The following is a 19,909-nucleotide window of genomic DNA, read 5'->3' on the forward strand; positions in this document are numbered from 1 at the left end:
TGTAAATCTTCCAGTAAAGAGCAACTATATCCTTTAAGGATATATAAGGAGTGAACCCCTATGCTTGAATTGTTATTAATACCTGCAGTTTCGCTCGGGTACGCTTTACTAAATGATAGTTTAAAAGGTAAAGAGGATGATAGAAAGAAGATACAAGTATTCTTTGAAGTAAGTGGGATTGCAATTAGGAAGGATGAAAAATTACATTATCCGGTTTTTCTCGAAAGAAAAGAAGATGATCGTAGTACTACTTATGTATATAAACTTCCGTTAGGGATGCCATCTAAATTAATACAAAAGGTTGAGGATGTTGTAAGTGAAGGATTAAATAAGCCTGTACGTATCAAATACGATAACTACAAGATAATGATTCGGGTATTCAGTAAACGTATCCCGAAAAAGTGGTGTTGGAATGAAGGGTTAGTAAAAAAAGGTGAATGGCAAGTACCGATGGGGCAAAGCCTCGAGAAGTTAATTTATCATGACTTTGATAAAACTCCTCATATGGTACTAGGTGGTCTTACACGAATGGGGAAAACAGTATTTATGAAAGTACTACTTACTACTTTGATTGAGGCGAACCCTGAAAATGCTCACGTATATTTAATTGATTTAAAGGAAAAGGGATTAGAATTTAGTGAGTTTAGCGGCTTAAAGCAGGTGGTGGAAGTGGCTGACTCTGTAGAAAAAGCACATTATGTACTAAAACAAATAATGAGAAAAATCGAAGAGCGTGGAAAATTCATGAAGGAAAATGGTTACAAAAATATTGTTGAAACAAAGGAAAAAGATCGGTATTTCGTTATTGTTGACGAAGGTGCCGTGCTTGCTCCAGCCAAAGGATTACCACGTCATGTTAATAAGATCCGAGAAGAGTGTCAGTACATGCTTAGTTATATAGCGACTGTATCGGGCGGCTTAGGATTTCGTTTGATTTTAGCCACACAGTATCCTACAGTCACATCAATTCCATCAGTAGTAAAGCAGATGTCTGATGCGAAGTTAGGTTTTCGGCTACCAACATATAAGGCATCTGAGGTTGTTCTTGATGAATCGGGACTAGAAACATTGCCGTCCTTACCTGGTAGAGCTATTTATAAAACTGATCGACTAACTGAGCTGCAGGTACCGTTTATTAGCGATGAAATGATGTGGGAACATCTAAAACAATACGAGGTGAAAAAAGATGAACATCCAGACACATATCAAAATAAACCGTCAGATGACGATTCTGACCTCGATTAGAAAACTGAAATTCGCAACACGTAGGCATCTAATGGCAGTGCACGATATGGGAGGGATTCGTAACGCGAATCGTATTTTAAAAGACCTCAGTCCTTATGTAAATAACGCAGTGTATCAAAAAGAATACGTGTATTACTTAAATAAAAAGGGCCGTGAACTGTTCGACGATACAGAGAAGATTGTACCAAATAGTCGACTAGCACACAGCTTAATGAGAAATGAAGCGTGGCTCTACCTGTTTTGTCCCGACGACTGGCAGATAGAAACACCTATACGTTATAAAGTAGATGATAAAAAGAAGACAATTATTCCTGATGTGAAGTTCAGGGATGAAGAAGGTACACTAAATGCTGTAGAGATAGATCGTACGCAAATGATGAATGTGAACGCTGAAAAGATGAGCAGGTACAGGGATTTTTCACTATACTACAAAAATAAATATAACGGAAAAGTACCACTTATTCATTTCTTTACTGTGACAGAATACAGACAAAAAAAGCTGGAGCAGCTTGCAGCTAAATATGATATCTATGCAAAAGTTTATGTGGTTTCAGGTGTTTAATTCTTAAAATTGAGGTGGTTTGTCATGAATGAATCGACAAAAGAATTGAATACAATTTTACGTAAGTATGAGGTAAGCGGACCTCAACTTGCTTATTGGTTGTATCTAACGCTTGAAAGAATGAAAGAAGATTACCGCGATAATTATTTAGAAGAACTTGGTGACGAGAGAATGGCACAGGTGGATGCGTTAGTTGATGAACTAAATGGTGTGGTTAATGAATACTGGCACCTAATTAAATGAATCTACAGCTAAAAAAACTTAGAACCCTAACAGTAATAATACTTATATACTATTACTAATAATATACTCTATATATAATATAATTATTAGTTTTATATTTATATTATATATATAAGGTATATATTTTATAGAGGGGGTTCTTTTTCTTTTTTTGTTTTTATTAGATGTTGTTGTGTATTGTTTACCCCCTCCTAAATTTTTGAGATTTATATATTTTTATTTTGACGACTGTAGAAAGTCGTCTTTTTGTTTTGGTAATAGATTGCCATATGACTCCAGGAGTTATATAATGGTGTCATAATCATGATGGATGTGGGAGGGGGATATTAGTTGAAATATGCTGTATATGTACGTGTATCCACTGATAAAGATGAGCAAGTTTCGTCGATTCAAAATCAGATTGAAATCTGTAGATACTGGATTGAAAAAAATGGATTCGAGTGGGATGAAAATTCAATTTATAAAGATGAAGCTGTTTCTGGAACAGCATGGCTAGAAAGACGTGCGATGCAGTTGATCTTGGGGAAAGCTCGTAAAAAAGAATTAGATACTGTTGTTTTTAAATCTATTCATCGACTGGGAAGAGATTTGAGGGACGCATTAGAAATCAAGGAGATACTGTTAGGGCATGGTGTCCGACTGGTGACGATTGAAGAAGGTTATGACAGTTATTATGAAGGGAAAAATGATTTGAAGTTTGAGATGTATGCAATGTTTGCATCCCAATTACCTAAGACATTATCCGTTTCTATATCAGCAGCGCTAGCGGCTAAGGTAAGAAGGGGGGAGTACACTGGTGGAACAGTTCCATATGGTTATAAAATTGTAGATAAGAAATATGTGATTAATCAGGAAGAAGCTGAAATTGTTCGGGAAATGTATGAATTATATGACAATGGATTAGGCTATTTGAGAATTTCTAATGCACTAAATGATGTTGGTAAGTATAAGAGATCTGGGGAATTGTGGACTTATTCGGCTGTGAAGCTAATAATTACGAATCCTATGTATAAAGGTGATTATGTAATGGGGAGGTCTACAGAGGTAAAAGTAGACGGAAGAAAAAAGCGGATTCAAGAGCCTAGAGAAAAGTGGGTAGTATTTGAAAATCATCATCCGGCTATAATTGAACGTCCGTTATGGGATAAAATAAATAACCCAAAAATAAATAAAAAGATAAAGCGGCGTGTAGCAGTAACGAATGAATTAAGAGGAATAGCACGTTGTATTCATTGTGGTTCACCGTTTGTTCTACACACTTACAAATACAAAAACAAAGAAGGTGAAGAGCTTAATTATGGTTATTTAACGTGCGGCACGTATAAGTTGACTGGTGGGCGTGGTTGCGTCAAACACTCCGGACTAAGGTATGAAAGATTGCGTTCTCTTGTGTTGCGAAAATTAAAGGAAAAAGAGAGAGATTTGGAAAAAGTATTTAAATTGAATGATAAAGATAAACATCAAGAAAAGCAGAAGAAATTAAGAAAAGAAAAGAAAGAATTAGAGATAAAAAGAGAGCGTTTATTAGATTTGTATTTAGATGGTGGATCTATCGATAAAGAAACTTTTACCAAACGAGATGCTAACTTTGCGAAAAATATAAAAGAAAAAGAGTTAGAAATTTTAAAATTGGATGACGTGAAAGCGTTGATAGTCGAGCAGCAGAAGGTAAAAGATGCATTTAAGTTGCTAGAGGATTCTGAAAATCTATATCCGGTTTTTAAGAAATTAATTGCACGAATAGACATAAGCCAAAATGGGGCGGTAGATATCCGATATAGATTTGAAGAATAGTAGTTTAATTTTTGTCTATATTGGCTGTCCGCATCTGCGTGTCTCATAACGTATTTATGCGCTACAGCGATTGCTAAAACATCATCTAATAAGCCAATCCCAATAATAGCAGCTATATCTGGAATGAAATCGATTGTTAATACGTAATAAGATAAAGCGGCTAATATTATGAATTTCGCCTTAGTAGGTAATTCTTTCTTTTTCATTGTGTAGAATAAAATAATACTTTCATATACGCTAGATTTACCGAGGTTTACAGAGCTTTTTTTGAACTTTTTCCAAAGTGTCTGTTTCTCCATATAAACACTCCTTTTACAAAAACATAGATTTTTTAAAAGGATGGACAAAGAAGTGAGAGATTAATCAATTTTATTTTTTTTCTTAATTATATATTTCCATAAAAATAGGGGATTACCTGTTTAAAATAATATAATGTGGATTATACAATGATTCACAGTGTTCCGTTACAGAGTATATATATTGTAAGGTGTATGTGGATGATTTAGTTATTATTATGCATTTTATAAGCGGTATGGGGGAAGAAAAATGAAAATAATAGAACTACCAATTGAATTCGAATTTAACGGGCAAAAACAATGTGTTTATCCAAGTTTAATTATAGTACATAATGAATTAACATTAGTCGATACAGGATATACAAGTTTTTTACCTTTAATTGAAAATGCAATATTAAAACATGGATATGAGATGAAAAACTTAAAAAATATAATTATTACTCATTATGATGATGATCATCTAGGGGCTTTATATGATTTCAAAGTGAAATATCCTCACATTAATATTATTGCTAGTGAAATTGAATCTAACTATATTCGTGGTGATATAAAATCAGAGAGGTTAGTTCAAGCTGAAGAAATGTTAGAACGTATGCCAAATGAAGAAAAAGAATTTGGTAAATGGTTTATACAACAGTTAAAAAATATAAAACATATTTCCGTCGATGAAAAAGTGCATGATGGTCAAATGATTTTGAATAATGAATGTCAAATAGTAGCGACGCCAGGACATACTTCGGGGCATATTTCATTATATTTTCCGAATTTAGATTGTGTAATTACGGGAGATGCGGCTGTTCAAGAGAATCGTGAGTTAGTAATAGCTAATCCGGATTTTTGCTTAGATATAGAAAAAGCGGAAGAGTCATTAAATAAGATTAAAAGTCTTAAAGCAGCAGAGTATTATTGCTACCATGGAGGAAAACTTACTGTATAAAATAATGAAAACCGGTCTTTCCTAAATCGAAAAGATCGGTTTTTTAGTTCATATATTTTGCGATTTCAACTAAATTAGTAACATTATATTTCGGTAAAATTGAAATATATATGTAAAGAAGAATATATAATTTGAGCAAGAGTATAGGGGGGAGAAAATGGGTTCGTTATTTGATATAATAGCAGATATCATTTTATTTTATCCTCGAAATGACATGAAATTGAAACACCATATCGCAAAATTAAGTGAATTAGAGTGGTTTCGAAATCTACATGAAGATCCGAAGTATACAAGTTTAATTTGGAGTAATAGAAAAATTAAAAAGCATATTTTGACTTCTATAAATATGGAAACATTAATAAAATCCGAGAAAAACCAAAAAGAATTTGTCCATCTAGTACACGATGAATATAAAAAAAGAAGATAAGAATTTTTTTATTTTTCATATTTAGTGAAACAAATGGTACAATGAAAGCTAATGTGAAAAATAAGGAAAAGAAGTGGTCTATTTGAAAAACTTTTTAGAATTAGGAATTAGTGAAACTTTTAATCATACATTACGTGAAAATGGAATTACAGAAGCAACACCAATTCAAGAGAAGGCAATTCCTGTTATTATGTCAGGTAAAGATATTATTGGGCAGGCGAAAACAGGAACGGGTAAAACGTTAGCATTCGTGTTACCGATTTTAGAAAAAATCGATCCAGAGTCTAGTGATGTTCAGGCTTTAATTGTTGCACCAACAAGGGAGCTAGCACTGCAAATTACAGCTGAAATTAAAAAAATGCTTGTTCAAAGAGAAGATATTAATGTACTAGCGATTTATGGTGGACAAGATGTAGCGCAACAGTTAAGAAAATTAAAAGGTAATACACATATTGTTGTAGCGACACCGGGGCGATTATTAGATCATATACGACGTGAAACAATTGATTTAAGTAATCTTTCAACGATTGTATTAGATGAAGCGGATCAAATGCTTTATTTTGGTTTCTTATATGATATTGAAGATATTTTAGATGAGACACCTGATAGTAAACAAACGATGTTATTCTCAGCAACGATGCCAAAAGATATTAAAAAATTGGCGAAGCGTTATATGGACGAGCCGCAAATGATTCAAGTACAAAGTGAAGAAGTAACGGTAGATACAATTGAGCAGCGTGTCATTGAGACGACAGATCGTGCAAAGCCAGATGCACTTCGTTTTGTTATGGATCGTGATCAGCCATTTTTAGCTGTTATTTTCTGCCGTACAAAGCTTAGAGTAAGTAAACTTTATGATAATTTAAAAGGACTAGGTTATAATTGTGCTGAACTTCATGGTGATATACCTCAAGCGAAACGTGAAAGAGTTATGAAGAGTTTCCGCGAAGCTAAAATTCAGTACTTAATCGCAACGGATGTAGCAGCTCGTGGACTTGATGTAGATGGTGTAACGCACGTATTTAACTTTGATATCCCTGAAGATGTAGAAAGTTATATTCACCGCATTGGCCGAACAGGACGTGCAGGTGGATCAGGTCTTGCAATTACGTTCGTTGCAGCGAAAGATGAAAAACATTTAGAAGAAATTGAAAAAACGCTTGGTGCACCACTGCAAAGAGAAATAATCGAACAACCGAAGATAAAACGTGTAGATGAAAATGGAAAACCGGTACCAAAGCCGGCTCCGAAGAAATCAGGTCAAAATCGTCAAAGAGATAGCCGCGAAGGTTCAAGAAGTGAATCAAGACGTGATTCAAGAAATAGTTCTAGAAATGAAAATAACCGATCATTTAATAAACCAAGTAATAAAAAAGGTAGTACAAAGCAAGGTCAGCAAAGACGTGGTCGTTAAATAGTTATAATTGTAAAAGAGTCGCAAAATATTGTGGCTCTTTTTTTGTTTGTATACAACAAGGATGATGGCAAGAAAAAACAAAAATTTCATTCACCGTATTTGAAATTTATAAAGGAAATTTTATAGTCCAAAACCAGTAGAGCAAGGGTATTACTACCATGTTGTCATTCAAGAACAAGTGCAACTTATGCATGAAAAATATTTAAGCGGAAAAATCGAGAGAAAGCAATTTGTAACATATTCAAACGGTACGGGAATGTTATGCAGTAGCAAAAGAGAACGGAACTTATTATGTCTACTATTTCGGCAGAACACTTTGGTTGAAAGAAAAGGTATTAAAGTGAGCGAGTATTTTCATTACACGTTCCGCAATTATCGAAAGGGAACAAGAGAAGTTTATGAAGGATTAAACTCGTATTGGTTTACGATCGTTGGAAACTGGAAAACTAATTTGTTAGTTTTGATCAATGAGGAAATCGAGAAGCACCACTGCCATCCTTATGGGGAAATTGCTTATGACGATGAAGGTAATGTAGTGATAATATGCGAAATAAGAAAAAAGGACTAGCAGTCGTACCTGCCGTCCTTTAATAGGAGAAAAAGTAATCTTGTTTAGAACTACGCATAAACAGAAAATCTGCTTGTAATTAGTTTTACCCTAAATATACATGTCTATACAAAAAAGGGATAAGTAAAAGATACTTATCCCCGGAAGGGAAATCCCAAGCACCAAAATGGCTCGTATTGGTCTGCAGGTTCAAAAGTAGTATATGTAAAACGAAAAATCTCATACAAAAAGCAGACAACGATTTTGGTTGTCTGCCAGTGAGTTCAATGAGTTAGCTAATTGTGATAATTTGCATCCCCATTGCGAGAAGAGTGAAGCTGCTAGTTCAAACAGCTTGTTGGTATTATTTTCGATTTCTTAAAAAATATACAGAGAAAGCAGATAAGTGAAGAACCTACCTGCTTTTGCTGTAACAAAAGAAAGAGGTATTAGCCGTGGACACGGCGGCTTGAAAATAGTATGTATTTTTATTTGAAAAATATTCACGGGGTGAAGAAACGTGGAATGTTTGATAAAGGTGTTTGTGAAATTAATCAGCTAATTAGTAAAACAAAATAGTTATTTGGAAGAAAAGGAAAATGAATATGAGATGAATTGAAGCTGTTGAAGAATTACTTGAAGTGATGAAAGAATGCTTTTGGAACGGAACATCTTTAAAGGGTGAAGCTAATGATTTTAATATTGTATCTTGGCTGATTGAAGAAGCGACGCGTAAAACAAAATAAAGATTTCATTTTGTAGCAATGGAGAATAGATATGTGTACTTATTGGGGGAAAGTAGATAAAGAGTTCTTTAAGAGGCAAGAACCGGAACAAAATAAAAGTGCGGCTAGCAAAAGCTAACTGCTCAATACAAGGAGATACAGAGAAGACTACTTTAAATGAATGTTGGCATACAGCCCACATTCAGTATTGACCGAATATTTATTTTAAATTCAATTTATTTAAAGTAAACATCCCAACAGATAAAATGGTTGCGCCTGCTACAGAACCTAGCCAGTCTCTCCAGCCTAATGTATTTAAAGATGCATCTGTTAAATCCGTAATTAAGAAGATAGCAAACATTAATACACCAAATGCTAAGCATCCCCAAAATGTTTGCAAATATTTAATAATCTTCTTTCGGAACTTGCTCATATAAATCACCCTTATTAATAATTTATATTTTTATAAATAAATTATCACATATACAAAAATTAAAAGTGCGAAATATGCAATATTACATATTGGAACTCAACAAAATACTCCATTGATAAGTACATAGATCGAACGGAGGCATCGTTCTTTTCCTAAAATGAAAGGTGACGATAAGAAACATGAGATACGTTTTAAACAAATTGAGCGGACGTTAAAAAATAAAAATTTATAAAGGAAATAGAAAGTATGGTGTTGTATATGTACGATAATAGGAAACTTTTTGCAAACTAAACATATAATTTTAATAGACCGACAGTCGGTCTGATGGGAAGGAGAACTTGAATGCGAATTGTAAAGGAGTATGAGGAGCGTAGAAAGGAAATTTTAGAAACAGCTGAGCGTTTGTTTCTTACGAAAGGTTTTACGAAAACAACCGTGAATGATATTTTAAAAGAAATTGGTATAGCAAAGGGGACGTTTTATCATTATTTTAAGTCGAAGGAGGAAGTAATGGATGAAATCATTATGAGGATTATTAAAGAGGATGTCACTAAGGCGAAAAGGATTGTCTCCAATCCCGATATCCCCGTTTTAGATAAGTTATTTAAAATTTTAATGGAACAATCACCAAAATCAGGAGATGTCAAAGAAAAAATGATTGAACAATTCCATCAACCAAATAATGCAGAAATGCATCAGAAAAGTTTAGTGCAATCCATTATACATTTATCTCCTGTATTAACGGAAGTTTTAGAGCAAGGAATAGAAGAAGGCATATTTTCTACTCCATACCCACAAGAAACAATTGAATTATTACTCTCTTCAGCACAAGTCATATTTGATGATGGTTTATTCCAGTGGAAACCGGAAGAAATGATGAGAAGAGCTAAGGCTTATATTAAAATGATGGAAGTATCTGTTGGAGCGAAAGAAGGGTCCTTTAATTATATGATCGAGGTTTTAATGAAACAGAAATAGCTTTTTTCTGTTTGGGTGTTATAGACCGGCAGTCGGTCTAGACTAAATGAAGGATGTGATGAAGATGCCAGCAAGTATTCAATCTTCCTTGAAAGATTTTCACTTAATGGTAAGTGGTCAAATTATTACTATTTTAGGTTCAACACTATTACGTTTTGCACTGTCTTTATATGTGCTAGATATAACAGGACGTGCCGATATATTTGCAGGGTTATATGCCATAACGAGTATCCCGTTTTTGTTAGCTCCTCTTGGCGGAGCGATAGCAGATCGTTTCAACCGCCGTAATGTAATGGTCATTTTGGATTTTATAAACGCTGCTATTGTATTAAGTTTTATAGTTTTGTTATTAACTGAATCGGTATATATTTTATGGATTGGAACAATTATGTTTTTACTAGCAGTTGTTAGTGCAATGTACGCACCAGTTGTTATGGCAAGTATTCCGCAATTAGTTCCAGAGAAAAAGTTAGAACAAGCAAACGGTATCATAAATGGTGTGCAAGCATTATCTAATATAGTTGCTCCTGTATTAGGAGGAATATTATATGGCATAATTGGTTTGAAAATGCTCGTAATAACAAGTTGTCTTGCTTTCTTTTTATCTGCGATTTTAGAAATGTTTATTACAATACCATTTATAAAAAGAATACAGGAAGGCCATATCGTACCTACAATTGTAAAAGATATGAAAGAAGGTTTTCTTTATGTTTTAAAGCAACCTTTTATTTTGAAGGCTATGTTACTTGCAGCTTTACTAAACTTAATTTTGACACCGTTATTTGTTGTTGGAGGACCTATTATGTTACGAGTAACTATGCAGAGTAGCGATACGATGTATGGAATTGGAATGGGATTAATTGATTTCGCAACCATATTAGGGGCATTGTCAATCGGTTTCTTTGCTAAAAAGTTACAGATGAAAACATTATATAATTGGATGCTTATCATAGCTTTATTAGTAATGCCAGTGGCACTATCAGTTACACCGTTTATTCTTAATTTAGGATACTATCCACCATTTATCCTCTTTATACTTTCTTCTCTTCTAATCGCAATGATTATGACAATTGTATCCATCTATGTGATTACTGTAGTCCAAAAGAAAACACCAAATGAAAATCTAGGAAAAGTGATGGCAATTATAGCAGCGGTATCTCAATGTATGGCACCAATTGGGCAAGTCGTATATGGTTTTATGTTCGAAGGATTCAGTACGAAAATTTATTTACCTATATTTGCTATTAGTTTTATAATGACAATAATAGCTATATTGACGAAGAAAATATTAAGAAATGAAGGGAACTAGCTTCATATGCTTAGAGTATTAGCGAAACCCAACCCTAATCAATTCTTCATCATTTATTTCAATTACGAATCTATATTCTTTGTCTAATAGCCAGTAATAAAAACTGACTGCATCAACGTCAACTAGTGATTGGAATACTTTATCAAGATTTGTACTTACTACAGGGATTTCATAGTTATCCCATATTATAAAAATCTGTTCGTCAAAATCTAGTTGGTTTGCTCTAATAAGGGAAATTAGTTGTTCTTTGTTCGAAGCTATGAATTGATTATCTATCTGTTCCCAATCTATTCTTCCCGAGACAGTTATAGGAAATGAATTCATTAAAATAGTAGCAATCTGCTGGCTTTTTTCTTGGGAGAAAATGAGAGTTTCGTTTCCTAGGGATTCAAGGCATTCACTAAACAAAGGGTTTGTGTCATTGTTGTTTTTGGTTTTCAGTGCTCTTAACTTTTGTCGCAATTTCCATTGTCTTGACGATCTATCATCCATTTTTAACATTCCTTATACAATTATTTAAGAATGAGTATAGCATATAAGGGAAGTCTTTATGAAAAGGAACTTTTTAAATATAAATTAAACAAAAGCGTTATTTGAAAAAAAAGCCTTTTAAGGAAAGATAAGAGGCCATCAAAAAATATAACAACATGAAAATTTTATATTATGTATATACAATTTAAAGAGTTAGTGGAAATAATAAAATGTATAAAATTCTTATAAAAAAGCCCTAGGATTAGGGGATCTAGGGCTTCCTCTGTTGGTATATCTCACACGACATTATAAAAAGAAAAGAACTTAATGAAGATAACACATGAATGTTTCGTAAATGTATCAAAAAAGTGAACAAAAGCGTTATTTTATTAGAAAAGTATGATTATATGAAATATCATGCATGAAAGAAGAGGCGTTAGCAAAAATATCCATTAACGAAATCAGCTTTATTTTTCAGCAAAGTAACCTTCTTAAGTGACTCATATTGTAAAGGTAGCAGCGAAAACAGAAAGAGTTCTTTTTATGGCGGACGGAGAAGTTGTTAGTGAAATACAACTAGGCAAGTTTAGGAATGATGATTTAAAAGCGCGAGAAGAGAAGTTGTTAAAATGGTTAGCTGTACTCGGATTTTAAAGACAAAAACTCCTATTGAATATAGGAGTTTTTTCTTTGTTTGAAAGTTCAAAAAGATATATAATAATTTTCTAACTATTAATTCGTGGAGGGGTGTTAATGAAAAATGAAACGTTAGACACACAAGAAGACATTTTAAAAATGCTTGATTCATTATTAAGACCTGCAGAACCATATTGGAATGAGTTTTATGAGAATAGAGAAAAGGATGTTCCGTTTTTTGAAAATGTTCCAGATGAGAATCTAGTTTCGTATATACAAAAAGAGAGAGTTTCAAAAGGGAAAGTATTAGAACTTGGATGTGGTCCAGGTAGAAATGCCATTTATTTAGCGACTCAAGGACTTGATGTAACAGCAGTGGATTTATCTGTAGAAGGCATTAATTGGGCTAAAGAAAGGGCATTGGCAAAAGAGGTAGAAATTCATTTTATTTGTGATTCAATTTTTAATTTAGAGGTTCAAAACGAATTTGATTTTGTATATGATTCGGGCTGTTTGCATCACATTCCACCGCATAGAAGAATAAATTATGTGGATTTAATTAAAAATTCATTAAAATCGGGTGGTTATTTCGGATTAACATGTTTTGCGGCAGGCGATTTAGATGAGCGAAATGGATCGGAAATAACAGATTGGGACGTATATAGAGGGTGGAGTCTACAAGGTGGTCTTGCATACTCGGAAGAAAAGTTAAGAGAGATATTTAAAGAATTTGAGGTAATTGAGATTAGAAGGATGAAACAAATGAAACAACCGAAAGAAATGTTTGGAGAATCATTTCTTTGGACAGCATTATTTAAGAAGAAATAATAAAGTAGATAATTGACAAACTCATCGTTTTTATAGACAATATATTAAAAGGAACATACGTTTGTTTTTTGGTGGCGTATGTTTTACATAAATACATAGCAAGGGGCTGTCTCCATATGAGTAACGCAAATCAAAAAATTACTACGTTTTTAATGTTTGAGGGCAAAGCTGAGGAAGCGATGAATTTTTATACGTCGCTATTTGATCAATCAGAAATTGTAAGTATTTCTCGCTACGATGAAAATGGACCTGGTAAAGAGGGAACTGTAATTCATGCAACTTTTACGCTAAATGGCCAAGAGTTTATGTGTATTGATAGTTATGTAAATCATAATTTCACATTCACTCCAGCTATGTCTCTTTATGTAACTTGTGAGACAGAAGAAGAAATTGAAATGGTCTTTCATAAATTAGCGCAGGATGGAGCGATTCTTATGCCTTTAGGTTCTTATCCGTTTAGTAAAAAGTTTGGCTGGTTAAATGATAAGTATGGTGTATCTTGGCAGTTAACTCTTGCTGAATAAAAAAAGAAAAAGCGTAGCTTATTTGTTTAATGGATTTAGTTAAAAGCTTGAAAAATGAAATAACATAAAAAAGCGTTCCAACTGTCAACAGATTTGGAATGCTTTTTTTATGTGGAAGTGAGTTGTTTAAAACTTACTAATTCTACGATTATTTTAAATGAATGGAATGGATGTATAATTTTTTGTCTTTTTAGAATTTTTAGCGATTATTAGCGTTTATCTGTTAATATAAATATAGACAACTATGTATGAACTATCAGGCGGGTTAATAGAAAAAGGAAAGCATAAATAGTTAATAAGTTTACACTTAAAATGCAACTAGATCGTTAGGAGGAATAATTGTAATGGATACTACACAACAAAACAGTAATGCATGGGATAAGAAGGTGGAAGAAGGTTCTAGATACACGCAGTCTGTAAGTAGCGAGATTATTGAGAAAAGCAAATCAGGTGAATGGGAGATTACAGTCACTACGGAAAAATCAGTTCCTAGAGAATGGTTTCCAAAGTCATTAGATGGATTAAAGATACTTTGCTTAGCATCAGGTGGCGGACAACAAGCACCAGTTCTATCTGCTGCTGGAGCAGATGTAACAGTTACTGATATATCTAAGAAGCAATTGGAACAAGATGAAAAGGTAGCAAAACGGGATGGTTTAACTTTAAAAACCGTACAAGGAGATATGTCAGACCTTAGTGATTTTGAGGAAGAATATTTTGATATTGTTGTAAATCCTGTGTCTAATTTGTTTGTAAAAGATGTTCATCTTGTATGGAATGAAGTTTCTAGGGTTTTAAAGAATAAAGGTGTTCTTATTGCTGGATTTACAAATCCGTTACTATGGATTTTTGATGATAACCAAGAGCAAAAAGGTATTCTGGATGTTAAACATTCAATTCCTTCATCAACATTGGATTATTTACCAGAGGATGAAGTTCAAGATTACATCGATTCAAATCAAACAATAGAATATGCGCATACTTTAGAAGACCAAATCCAAGGTCAAATTGAAGCTGGTTTTGCTATAACAGGTTTTTATGAGGATGATTTTGGTGGAACAAGGATATTAGATAAGCATATTAAAACATTTATTGCGACAAAAGCTATAAAGTTAAAGATGGATTAAGAATTTTTGCTTGTCACACGGGGCGTTAGTCGAAGAAGGCTCTTAAAATAGAAAAGGATGGTGCTTTCCATCCTTTTCCTTATGTATTTTGAGTGTCGAAACTATTCTCAAAACAAGCTTTACACTACTAGTTGTATAATTAGGTTATGCTTTTATATTAAGAATTTTGCTGACCGAATCTTTTCCCGAGTTTAGCTAACAATTCAGGTTGATCGCTTTGGTTCATTATAACTTCAATAAAGATAAGTTGATTCTTATTAAAAGTTATATTTGTTAAGACTTCTGCTAATTCTGCTTCATTTTCTACTTTAAATGTTAGACTTTTTTCTTCGGATCCAAATACCATTGATAGTTTATTGTAATCCCACATCTGTATGTCATTATAAAGTTGGTTTTGGCCGTGAATGGCACGTTCAACAGTGTATCCGTTGTTATTGATTAAAAATATAATCGGTTTTAAATTTTGACGTAGTATAGTTGATAACTCTTGGGCAGTTACTTGGAAAGAACCATCACCAATAATTAAAATGTTGCGCCGTGATAAATTGGCGAGCTGTGTACCAAGTAGAGCGGGCAGTGTATATCCGATAGATCCCCATAACGGTTGACCTACATATGCAGTGTTATTAGGTAGAGGGATAGCGGCACTACCAAAGAAAGGTGTTCCTTGCTCTACAATTAAGACGTCGTTTTCTTGTAAGAAATGGTACATTTGCTGCCAAAAACGTTTTTGTGTGACCATTTGTGCTTTTGGATTGAACTCTTCAGTAAAAGGTGATGATTCTAAAATAAATGGCTTAATTTCAAGGGTATCTTTATTACGATGCTCAATTGAATCACTTAAATGTTGTAAAACATCCTGCATTACAACTGGACCGTATTTTTTATCTATAATTTTCACAGTATAGGGATGGATTTCTATAACTTGTTCTTTTGTAAAACCTTGTGTGAAGCCGCCTGTAATAGTATCAGTTAACTTCACACCAATACTAATAATACAATCAGATTCATCAATTCTTTTTCGCAAGTACGGAGAACTTACATCACCAGTATAAACACCTATAAATTGAGGGTGTTTTTCTGGGAATATTCCTTTTCCCATACTTAACGTCGCGATGGGAAAACCAGTTTTTTCTACGAATTGATGTAAATTTTCTTTAGCGTGAAATCGATCTACTTCAAAATCAGCTAAAATAACAGGTTTTTTGGCGTTTTTTATTTTTGAAGTGGCATGTAGAAGCATTTTATCCAACGCTTCTTTATTACTTAAAATCGGTTTATATAAAATTGGTTCTGTAGGTTTATTAATTGGTTTATTATACACATCAATCGGCAAATTAATATGAACAGGGCGTTTTTCATTCCAACATGCACGTAAAACACGGTCAATTTCCTCAACAGCATGCTCAGGTGTTACATTTGTTTGTGCCACAGTGATTTCTCGATACATATTGGAAAAGTGGTCGAACTTTCCATCGCCTAACATATGATGAACGATTGCTCCATTTTCCATTACTTTTGTTGGTGGCGTACCCGTGATTTTTATAACTGGTACGTTTTCTGCATATGAGCCAGCAATGCCGTTAATGGCGCTTAATTCTCCGACACCGAAAGTAGTAATAAGAGCAGCGATTCCTTTTATGCGAGCGTACCCATCTGCTGCATATGCAGCATTTAATTCATTACAATTGCCAATCCATTTTAAACTTTTATGTGCTATCACATCATCTAAAAAGGCAAGATTATAATCACCAGGAACCCCAAATATATGTTCAATTCCTAATTCGTGTAGTCTATCCAATAAATATGTACTTACAGTATATTGTTTTTTCAAATGAATCATCTCCTAATTATGCAATGAATGTTTCAATAGACTAAAGAAGTTCTAATGCGTTGATTAAAATATTCATTACTAGATTGTGGTATAATTTACATACAGGGGGAAAGTAGATGACACAACATAAAGAAGAACAGATGAATGAGGCATTAGCATTATTTTATTTTGCATATAAAACATTTACTGAAAAGCCAGATGAAATTATAAAAGAATATGGCATTCAACGAGTACATCATCGAATTTTATTTTTTATCGCACGTTTTCCAGGGATAAGTGTAAATGAGTTATTATCACTATTAGAAATAAGTAAACAAGCTCTCCACGGGCCGCTACGTCAACTTGTGGAAAAGGGCTTAATTGAGAGTAATGAAGCTATGCATGATCGACGTGTGAAACAGTTGTCTTTAACAGAAAAAGGTACAGATTTAGAGAAAAAACTGAGTGATGTACAAAGACAACAAATGGGTGCTATTTTTTCAAAATTTGGTGAATCATGTGAGGACAATTGGCACCAAGTTATGAATGAAATGGCAAATAGCCGATCAGGTTTTGATGCTTGGATATCGAAACGGGAAATACCAGTCGATCAAAAATAATGAAAAAGCTTCTGTTTTTATCGTTTGAAAAAGAACAAATTTTATCCATACATTTGGCAACTATCGATTGGTCATAGAGTGAATGGATAAAAAGATACATTACTAGATACTTTATACGTGTACGTAATGGAACAATAAAATTCACATTTCCGAAAGGGGAATTATAATGATAAAACTTGTACTTATTCGTCACGGACAAAGTTTATGGAATCTTGAAAATCGCTTTACTGGATGGACAGATGTTGATCTATCAGAGAATGGATTAAGTGAAGCGAGAGAAGCAGGAGCAATATTAAAGAAAAACGGATATACTTTTGATGTGGCTTATACATCTGTATTAAAACGCGCAATTCGGACGTTATGGATTGTACTTCATGAGATGGATCTTACTTGGGTCCCAATACATAAATCTTGGAAGCTAAATGAAAGACATTATGGTGCATTGCAAGGGTTGAATAAAGATGAAACTGCTCAAAAATATGGTGAGGAGCAAGTTCATATTTGGAGAAGAAGTGTTGATGTAAGACCACCGGCTCTTACTGAAGACGATCCTCGATATGAAGCGACCGATCCAAGATATAAAACACTCAAAAAAGGTGAATTTCCATTAACTGAATGTTTAGAGGATACGGAGAAGAGAGTACTTGCTTATTGGCATTCAGAAATTGCGCCGACATTAAAAAGTGGTAATAAAGTAATTATTTCATCACACGGTAACACAATTCGCTCGCTAGTAAAATATTTAGACAACCTTTCAAGTGATGGTGTAGTTTCATTAAATATTCCAACTAGCATTCCGCTTGTTTATGAATTAGACGAAAACTTACGTCCGATTCGTCATTATTATTTAAGTATGGATGGAGAAGTACCTGAAGGGGAAATTCCGAAACATATTTCTTTTTAATACGAAAATTTGAAATGAATGCTTGTCTACATATACAATATAGACTCATGGTAAAGTGAAATTTTAATCAGTGGGGTCTTACTGCTCACAAATAGCAGGATAAAAGACGTGGTACCTTCTAATATATATGCGATGTAGCTAATTTTAGAAGCTTGTCCACGTCTTTTGTCATAAAGAGAGTAGCTTGCGCATGTAATGATATCGTGAGTAGTTTTTGAATGGAGGGTGATGTGATTAATGATCTCTAACATTCGAATTGGCTTATTTGTTTTAGCGATTGTCTTTGTAGTCCTTGTTTTCTTTTATTGGAAAAATGAAGAGTTGTACGAGGAGAAGAAGCAACGTATTAGAAAGACTTGGTATGGTTTGTTTATCATATCTGTCACCGTGTATTTCATGATAAAAGGAATCGATTTAACCCTCTGGAAAAATCTTTTAATGTTTACTGCAATGGTTATTTTTGTTGATATTGCGTTCATTTTAACGCCTAATATTTCAGAAATATGGGGTGCAAAATTTAGCGATATTGGCAAGACAGTTCAATCCATAAAACGATCATTAATTGCATCTAAAGCAAGAGGAGAAATATACACGACAATTATTCAAAATGTTAATCCAGCAGTATTCGGTACGATGGAATGGCATACGGAAGAGGAATATACAAAGAGCTTAAATGCATTTTTAGATTCATATGGGGAAAAGATTGGCGCGAAAATTGTTGTTTTTGAAGCTGCGAAGGAATTAAATACAAACTTTCGTGGTATTCGCTCACAATTTAGTATTATCGTCCCGTTAGAACATATCGAGCAATTGAATGAGCAGAAAGCGGTGCAAGTAGAAAATGTCGGGATTATACCAGCAAAAATAGTAAGTGACGTTTTCATTGTTATTGATGGAAAGAAAAATAACCTGCAAGATCGGGATTTTGAAAATGTATATAATTTAACAATACATCATAGTTATTTTAGTAAATAAGGACAGAATCTTTTTCTGTCCTTTTCTTCTATACATAAATTAAAAACAAAATCCGACAAAGTTGAATAAAATTGGACAATCATTCCTACACTAGCATGTAGAGGTGATTGTAGTGGTAAAAGATTATGACAATGATTTTTTTAAAGAAGATAACGAAGATACAACAGATTTCTCTTTAATAAAAGGGGATACGTTGCAGCAAGTAGAAGAATTAGAAGAAGAATTAAAAAGAAAATCATAAGTGTACACTCTTTCTACATTTGCTATATAATATAAATAAAAGGTTGTATCTTTTTGAAAAGGGGGAGAAGAGATGGCTGAAGTCAATGTACAAAAGTCTTCGTTTTTTAAAGAAAAAAAAGAAGAATCCAATACAGATTTCTCTCTTGTGAAAGGTGCATTAACGGAGAATATAAATCGGTTAGAGAAACTGATGAATAATAGTAGTTCAAAATATATACAGGTGAAAAAAACAAAAGAAAATGCATAGAGCATTTTCTTTTGTTTTTTTATTTAATAGTAAACTTATCTTTTACTTTTTCAGGTAAATCTGCTTTCTGAATCTCTTCATAGGACTTTACTTCAATTGATGATATTTCATTTTTGCTATTATCATCTTGATCTACATAAAGGCGTAAAAACGCGTCTTCATTTAATTTATGGTTGTTTTCTTTTTTTGTACTTCTAAATGTAATTTGTTTTTTGACACCATCTTCATCATATGCGGGCAGCGTATAGTTTCGTAAGTTTCTACCATCTACTTTTTCGATAGTTCCTTCGCCTTTTATCTGCATGTAATATACATCCTTACCAATTCTATTTAGTGACGCTCTCTCACAGCCAATAGTAAAACTAAAAAATAATAAACATAGTGTAATAATTGCTAAAAACTTTTTCATTTTCTTTATCTCCTTTAATGTGTTTCTTTAAAAAGTATACGACTATTATTAAATGAGAAAAATCGATATAGCTTACAACGCCCTTACAATATTGTAAGAGTGTTGTACATAAAATGAACAATAAAAGTTAAAAGAAAGGTAAAATAATGAATCATGGTATAATGATAAAAGACTTACATACTATTTTTTCATTTTGAGA

Annotated in this window: 21 protein-coding genes and 2 pseudogenes; 18 read left to right on the top strand and 5 right to left on the bottom strand. The window is 33.3% G+C overall.

All coding sequences use genetic code 11. The features are described from left to right. The first annotated feature begins 60 nt into the window (after nucleotides 1-60). The 4 genes from NST86_RS12460 to NST86_RS12475 all read left to right on the top strand — a co-directional run bounded on the left by NST86_RS12460 (nucleotide 61) and on the right by NST86_RS12475 (nucleotide 3,844). Complete coding sequence (locus tag NST86_RS12460; RefSeq protein WP_340933912.1) at nucleotides 61-1,245, top strand: FtsK/SpoIIIE domain-containing protein; 1,185 nt, start codon at nucleotides 61-63, stop codon at nucleotides 1,243-1,245. Continuing rightward, on the top strand, nucleotides 1,187-1,807 hold the full coding sequence (locus NST86_RS12465; protein WP_340933914.1) for a replication-relaxation family protein: 621 nt from the start codon (nucleotides 1,187-1,189) through the stop codon (nucleotides 1,805-1,807). The genes NST86_RS12460 and NST86_RS12465 overlap by 59 nt, the downstream gene beginning before the upstream one ends. 24 nt (nucleotides 1,808-1,831) lie before the next feature. Further along, nucleotides 1,832-2,050, top strand: a complete 219-nt coding sequence (locus tag NST86_RS12470; RefSeq protein ID WP_340933917.1) for a hypothetical protein — start codon at nucleotides 1,832-1,834, stop codon at nucleotides 2,048-2,050. A 330-nt stretch (nucleotides 2,051-2,380) separates the two neighbouring features. After that, the gene (locus NST86_RS12475; RefSeq protein WP_340933919.1) at nucleotides 2,381-3,844 is read left to right on the top strand and encodes a recombinase family protein; all 1,464 of its coding nucleotides are present in this window, start codon (nucleotides 2,381-2,383) and stop codon (nucleotides 3,842-3,844) included. On the opposite strand, the pseudogene NST86_RS12480 reads toward NST86_RS12475, so the two are convergent. Beyond that, a pseudogene (locus NST86_RS12480) lies at nucleotides 3,838-4,143 on the bottom strand (YkvA family protein); the annotation flags it as partial. The gene NST86_RS12475 and the pseudogene NST86_RS12480 overlap by 7 nt on opposite strands. A 247-nt stretch (nucleotides 4,144-4,390) precedes the next feature. On the opposite strand from NST86_RS12480, the gene NST86_RS12485 reads away from it, so the two are divergent. The 3 genes from NST86_RS12485 to NST86_RS12495 all read left to right on the top strand — a co-directional run bounded on the left by NST86_RS12485 (nucleotide 4,391) and on the right by NST86_RS12495 (nucleotide 6,918). Then, complete coding sequence (locus NST86_RS12485; RefSeq protein ID WP_016117918.1) at nucleotides 4,391-5,077, top strand: MBL fold metallo-hydrolase; 687 nt, start codon at nucleotides 4,391-4,393, stop codon at nucleotides 5,075-5,077. Nucleotides 5,078-5,234: 157 nt separating this feature from the next. Continuing rightward, complete coding sequence (locus NST86_RS12490) at nucleotides 5,235-5,504, top strand: hypothetical protein (protein WP_016117919.1); 270 nt, start codon at nucleotides 5,235-5,237, stop codon at nucleotides 5,502-5,504. Between the two features lie 73 nt (nucleotides 5,505-5,577). Beyond that, on the top strand, nucleotides 5,578-6,918 hold the full coding sequence (locus tag NST86_RS12495) for a DEAD/DEAH box helicase (RefSeq protein ID WP_016117920.1): 1,341 nt from the start codon (nucleotides 5,578-5,580) through the stop codon (nucleotides 6,916-6,918). A gap of 1,495 nt (nucleotides 6,919-8,413) precedes the next feature. Here NST86_RS12495 and NST86_RS12500 read toward each other — a convergent pair. After that, nucleotides 8,414-8,626: a hypothetical protein gene (locus tag NST86_RS12500; RefSeq protein WP_000033153.1), complete on the bottom strand. Its 213-nt coding sequence runs from the start codon at nucleotides 8,624-8,626 to the stop codon at nucleotides 8,414-8,416. Nucleotides 8,627-8,968: 342 nt separating this feature from the next. On the opposite strand from NST86_RS12500, the gene NST86_RS12505 reads away from it, so the two are divergent. Continuing rightward, complete coding sequence (locus NST86_RS12505; protein WP_016117921.1) at nucleotides 8,969-9,604, top strand: TetR/AcrR family transcriptional regulator; 636 nt, start codon at nucleotides 8,969-8,971, stop codon at nucleotides 9,602-9,604. 64 nt (nucleotides 9,605-9,668) lie between these two features. Beyond that, on the top strand, nucleotides 9,669-10,913 hold the full coding sequence (locus NST86_RS12510) for an MFS transporter (RefSeq protein WP_016117922.1): 1,245 nt from the start codon (nucleotides 9,669-9,671) through the stop codon (nucleotides 10,911-10,913). 18 nt (nucleotides 10,914-10,931) lie between these two features. Here NST86_RS12510 and NST86_RS12515 read toward each other — a convergent pair whose 3' ends face one another. Next, on the bottom strand, nucleotides 10,932-11,405 hold the full coding sequence (locus NST86_RS12515) for a CDI toxin immunity protein (protein ID WP_000342729.1): 474 nt from the start codon (nucleotides 11,403-11,405) through the stop codon (nucleotides 10,932-10,934). Nucleotides 11,406-11,879: 474 nt separating this feature from the next. Between NST86_RS12515 and NST86_RS34860 the strand changes: the two are divergent. From NST86_RS34860 to NST86_RS12535, 4 genes and pseudogenes are all read left to right on the top strand, one after another. Further along, nucleotides 11,880-12,038 (top strand): annotated as a pseudogene (locus tag NST86_RS34860) (ABC transporter ATP-binding protein); the annotation flags it as partial. 99 nt (nucleotides 12,039-12,137) lie between these two features. Then, nucleotides 12,138-12,848: a class I SAM-dependent methyltransferase gene (locus tag NST86_RS12525; RefSeq protein ID WP_227593173.1), complete on the top strand. Its 711-nt coding sequence runs from the start codon at nucleotides 12,138-12,140 to the stop codon at nucleotides 12,846-12,848. A gap of 116 nt (nucleotides 12,849-12,964) precedes the next feature. Beyond that, complete coding sequence (locus NST86_RS12530; RefSeq protein WP_000063588.1) at nucleotides 12,965-13,372, top strand: VOC family protein; 408 nt, start codon at nucleotides 12,965-12,967, stop codon at nucleotides 13,370-13,372. Between the two features lie 344 nt (nucleotides 13,373-13,716). Beyond that, nucleotides 13,717-14,499: a class I SAM-dependent methyltransferase gene (locus NST86_RS12535; RefSeq protein WP_016117925.1), complete on the top strand. Its 783-nt coding sequence runs from the start codon at nucleotides 13,717-13,719 to the stop codon at nucleotides 14,497-14,499. 157 nt (nucleotides 14,500-14,656) lie between these two features. On the opposite strand, the gene NST86_RS12540 is transcribed toward NST86_RS12535, so the two are convergent. Next, nucleotides 14,657-16,342 carry an alpha-keto acid decarboxylase family protein gene (locus tag NST86_RS12540; protein WP_340933929.1) on the bottom strand — a complete coding sequence of 562 codons (1,686 nt, stop codon included), beginning with the start codon at nucleotides 16,340-16,342 and terminating at the stop codon, nucleotides 14,657-14,659. A 107-nt stretch (nucleotides 16,343-16,449) separates the two neighbouring features. On the opposite strand from NST86_RS12540, the gene NST86_RS12545 reads away from it, so the two are divergent. The 5 genes from NST86_RS12545 (at nucleotide 16,450) to spoIISB (ending at nucleotide 19,301) form a co-directional block, all read left to right on the top strand. Further along, entirely contained in the window at nucleotides 16,450-16,932 is a 483-nt protein-coding gene (locus NST86_RS12545) for a MarR family winged helix-turn-helix transcriptional regulator (protein WP_000191888.1), read from the top strand. Between the two features lie 166 nt (nucleotides 16,933-17,098). Then, nucleotides 17,099-17,836: a 2,3-diphosphoglycerate-dependent phosphoglycerate mutase gene (gene gpmA / locus NST86_RS12550; RefSeq protein ID WP_000594152.1), complete on the top strand. Its 738-nt coding sequence runs from the start codon at nucleotides 17,099-17,101 to the stop codon at nucleotides 17,834-17,836. Between the two features lie 237 nt (nucleotides 17,837-18,073). Next, the gene (locus NST86_RS12555; RefSeq protein WP_000624977.1) at nucleotides 18,074-18,811 is read left to right on the top strand and encodes a type II toxin-antitoxin system SpoIISA family toxin; all 738 of its coding nucleotides are present in this window, start codon (nucleotides 18,074-18,076) and stop codon (nucleotides 18,809-18,811) included. Nucleotides 18,812-18,923: 112 nt separating this feature from the next. Continuing rightward, complete coding sequence (locus NST86_RS12560) at nucleotides 18,924-19,052, top strand: hypothetical protein (RefSeq protein ID WP_000237818.1); 129 nt, start codon at nucleotides 18,924-18,926, stop codon at nucleotides 19,050-19,052. A gap of 72 nt (nucleotides 19,053-19,124) precedes the next feature. Beyond that, complete coding sequence (spoIISB, locus tag NST86_RS12565) at nucleotides 19,125-19,301, top strand: stage II sporulation protein SB (protein WP_000852627.1); 177 nt, start codon at nucleotides 19,125-19,127, stop codon at nucleotides 19,299-19,301. A 19-nt stretch (nucleotides 19,302-19,320) separates the two neighbouring features. Here spoIISB and NST86_RS12570 read toward each other — a convergent pair whose 3' ends face one another. Then, on the bottom strand, nucleotides 19,321-19,710 hold the full coding sequence (locus NST86_RS12570; RefSeq protein ID WP_000713864.1) for a YxeA family protein: 390 nt from the start codon (nucleotides 19,708-19,710) through the stop codon (nucleotides 19,321-19,323). Nucleotides 19,711-19,909 lie beyond the last annotated feature (199 nt).

Source organism: Bacillus sp. FSL L8-0199 (assembly GCF_038005705.1).
GTDB lineage: Bacteria > Bacillota > Bacilli > Bacillales > Bacillaceae_G > Bacillus_A > Bacillus_A cereus.

Excerpts from the sequence above, each read along its gene's own strand:
- NST86_RS12535 (WP_016117925.1), top strand. The coding sequence starts at position 13,717 with ATGGATACTACACAACAAAACAGTAATGCATGGGATAAGAAGGTGGAA.
- NST86_RS12460 (WP_340933912.1), top strand. The coding sequence starts at position 61 with ATGCTTGAATTGTTATTAATACCTGCAGTTTCGCTCGGGTACGCTTTA.
- spoIISB (WP_000852627.1), top strand. The coding sequence starts at position 19,125 with ATGGCTGAAGTCAATGTACAAAAGTCTTCGTTTTTTAAAGAAAAAAAA.
- NST86_RS12570 (WP_000713864.1), bottom strand. The coding sequence starts at position 19,710 with ATGAAAAAGTTTTTAGCAATTATTACACTATGTTTATTATTTTTTAGT.
- gpmA (WP_000594152.1), top strand. The coding sequence starts at position 17,099 with ATGATAAAACTTGTACTTATTCGTCACGGACAAAGTTTATGGAATCTT.
- NST86_RS12555 (WP_000624977.1), top strand. The coding sequence starts at position 18,074 with ATGATCTCTAACATTCGAATTGGCTTATTTGTTTTAGCGATTGTCTTT.
- NST86_RS12500 (WP_000033153.1), bottom strand. The coding sequence starts at position 8,626 with ATGAGCAAGTTCCGAAAGAAGATTATTAAATATTTGCAAACATTTTGG.
- NST86_RS12505 (WP_016117921.1), top strand. The coding sequence starts at position 8,969 with ATGCGAATTGTAAAGGAGTATGAGGAGCGTAGAAAGGAAATTTTAGAA.
- NST86_RS12470 (WP_340933917.1), top strand. The coding sequence starts at position 1,832 with ATGAATGAATCGACAAAAGAATTGAATACAATTTTACGTAAGTATGAG.
- NST86_RS12545 (WP_000191888.1), top strand. The coding sequence starts at position 16,450 with ATGACACAACATAAAGAAGAACAGATGAATGAGGCATTAGCATTATTT.
- NST86_RS12510 (WP_016117922.1), top strand. The coding sequence starts at position 9,669 with ATGCCAGCAAGTATTCAATCTTCCTTGAAAGATTTTCACTTAATGGTA.
- NST86_RS12525 (WP_227593173.1), top strand. The coding sequence starts at position 12,138 with ATGAAAAATGAAACGTTAGACACACAAGAAGACATTTTAAAAATGCTT.
- NST86_RS12465 (WP_340933914.1), top strand. The coding sequence starts at position 1,187 with ATGAACATCCAGACACATATCAAAATAAACCGTCAGATGACGATTCTG.
- NST86_RS12540 (WP_340933929.1), bottom strand. The coding sequence starts at position 16,342 with ATGATTCATTTGAAAAAACAATATACTGTAAGTACATATTTATTGGAT.
- NST86_RS12515 (WP_000342729.1), bottom strand. The coding sequence starts at position 11,405 with ATGGATGATAGATCGTCAAGACAATGGAAATTGCGACAAAAGTTAAGA.
- NST86_RS12490 (WP_016117919.1), top strand. The coding sequence starts at position 5,235 with ATGGGTTCGTTATTTGATATAATAGCAGATATCATTTTATTTTATCCT.
- NST86_RS12485 (WP_016117918.1), top strand. The coding sequence starts at position 4,391 with ATGAAAATAATAGAACTACCAATTGAATTCGAATTTAACGGGCAAAAA.
- NST86_RS12530 (WP_000063588.1), top strand. The coding sequence starts at position 12,965 with ATGAGTAACGCAAATCAAAAAATTACTACGTTTTTAATGTTTGAGGGC.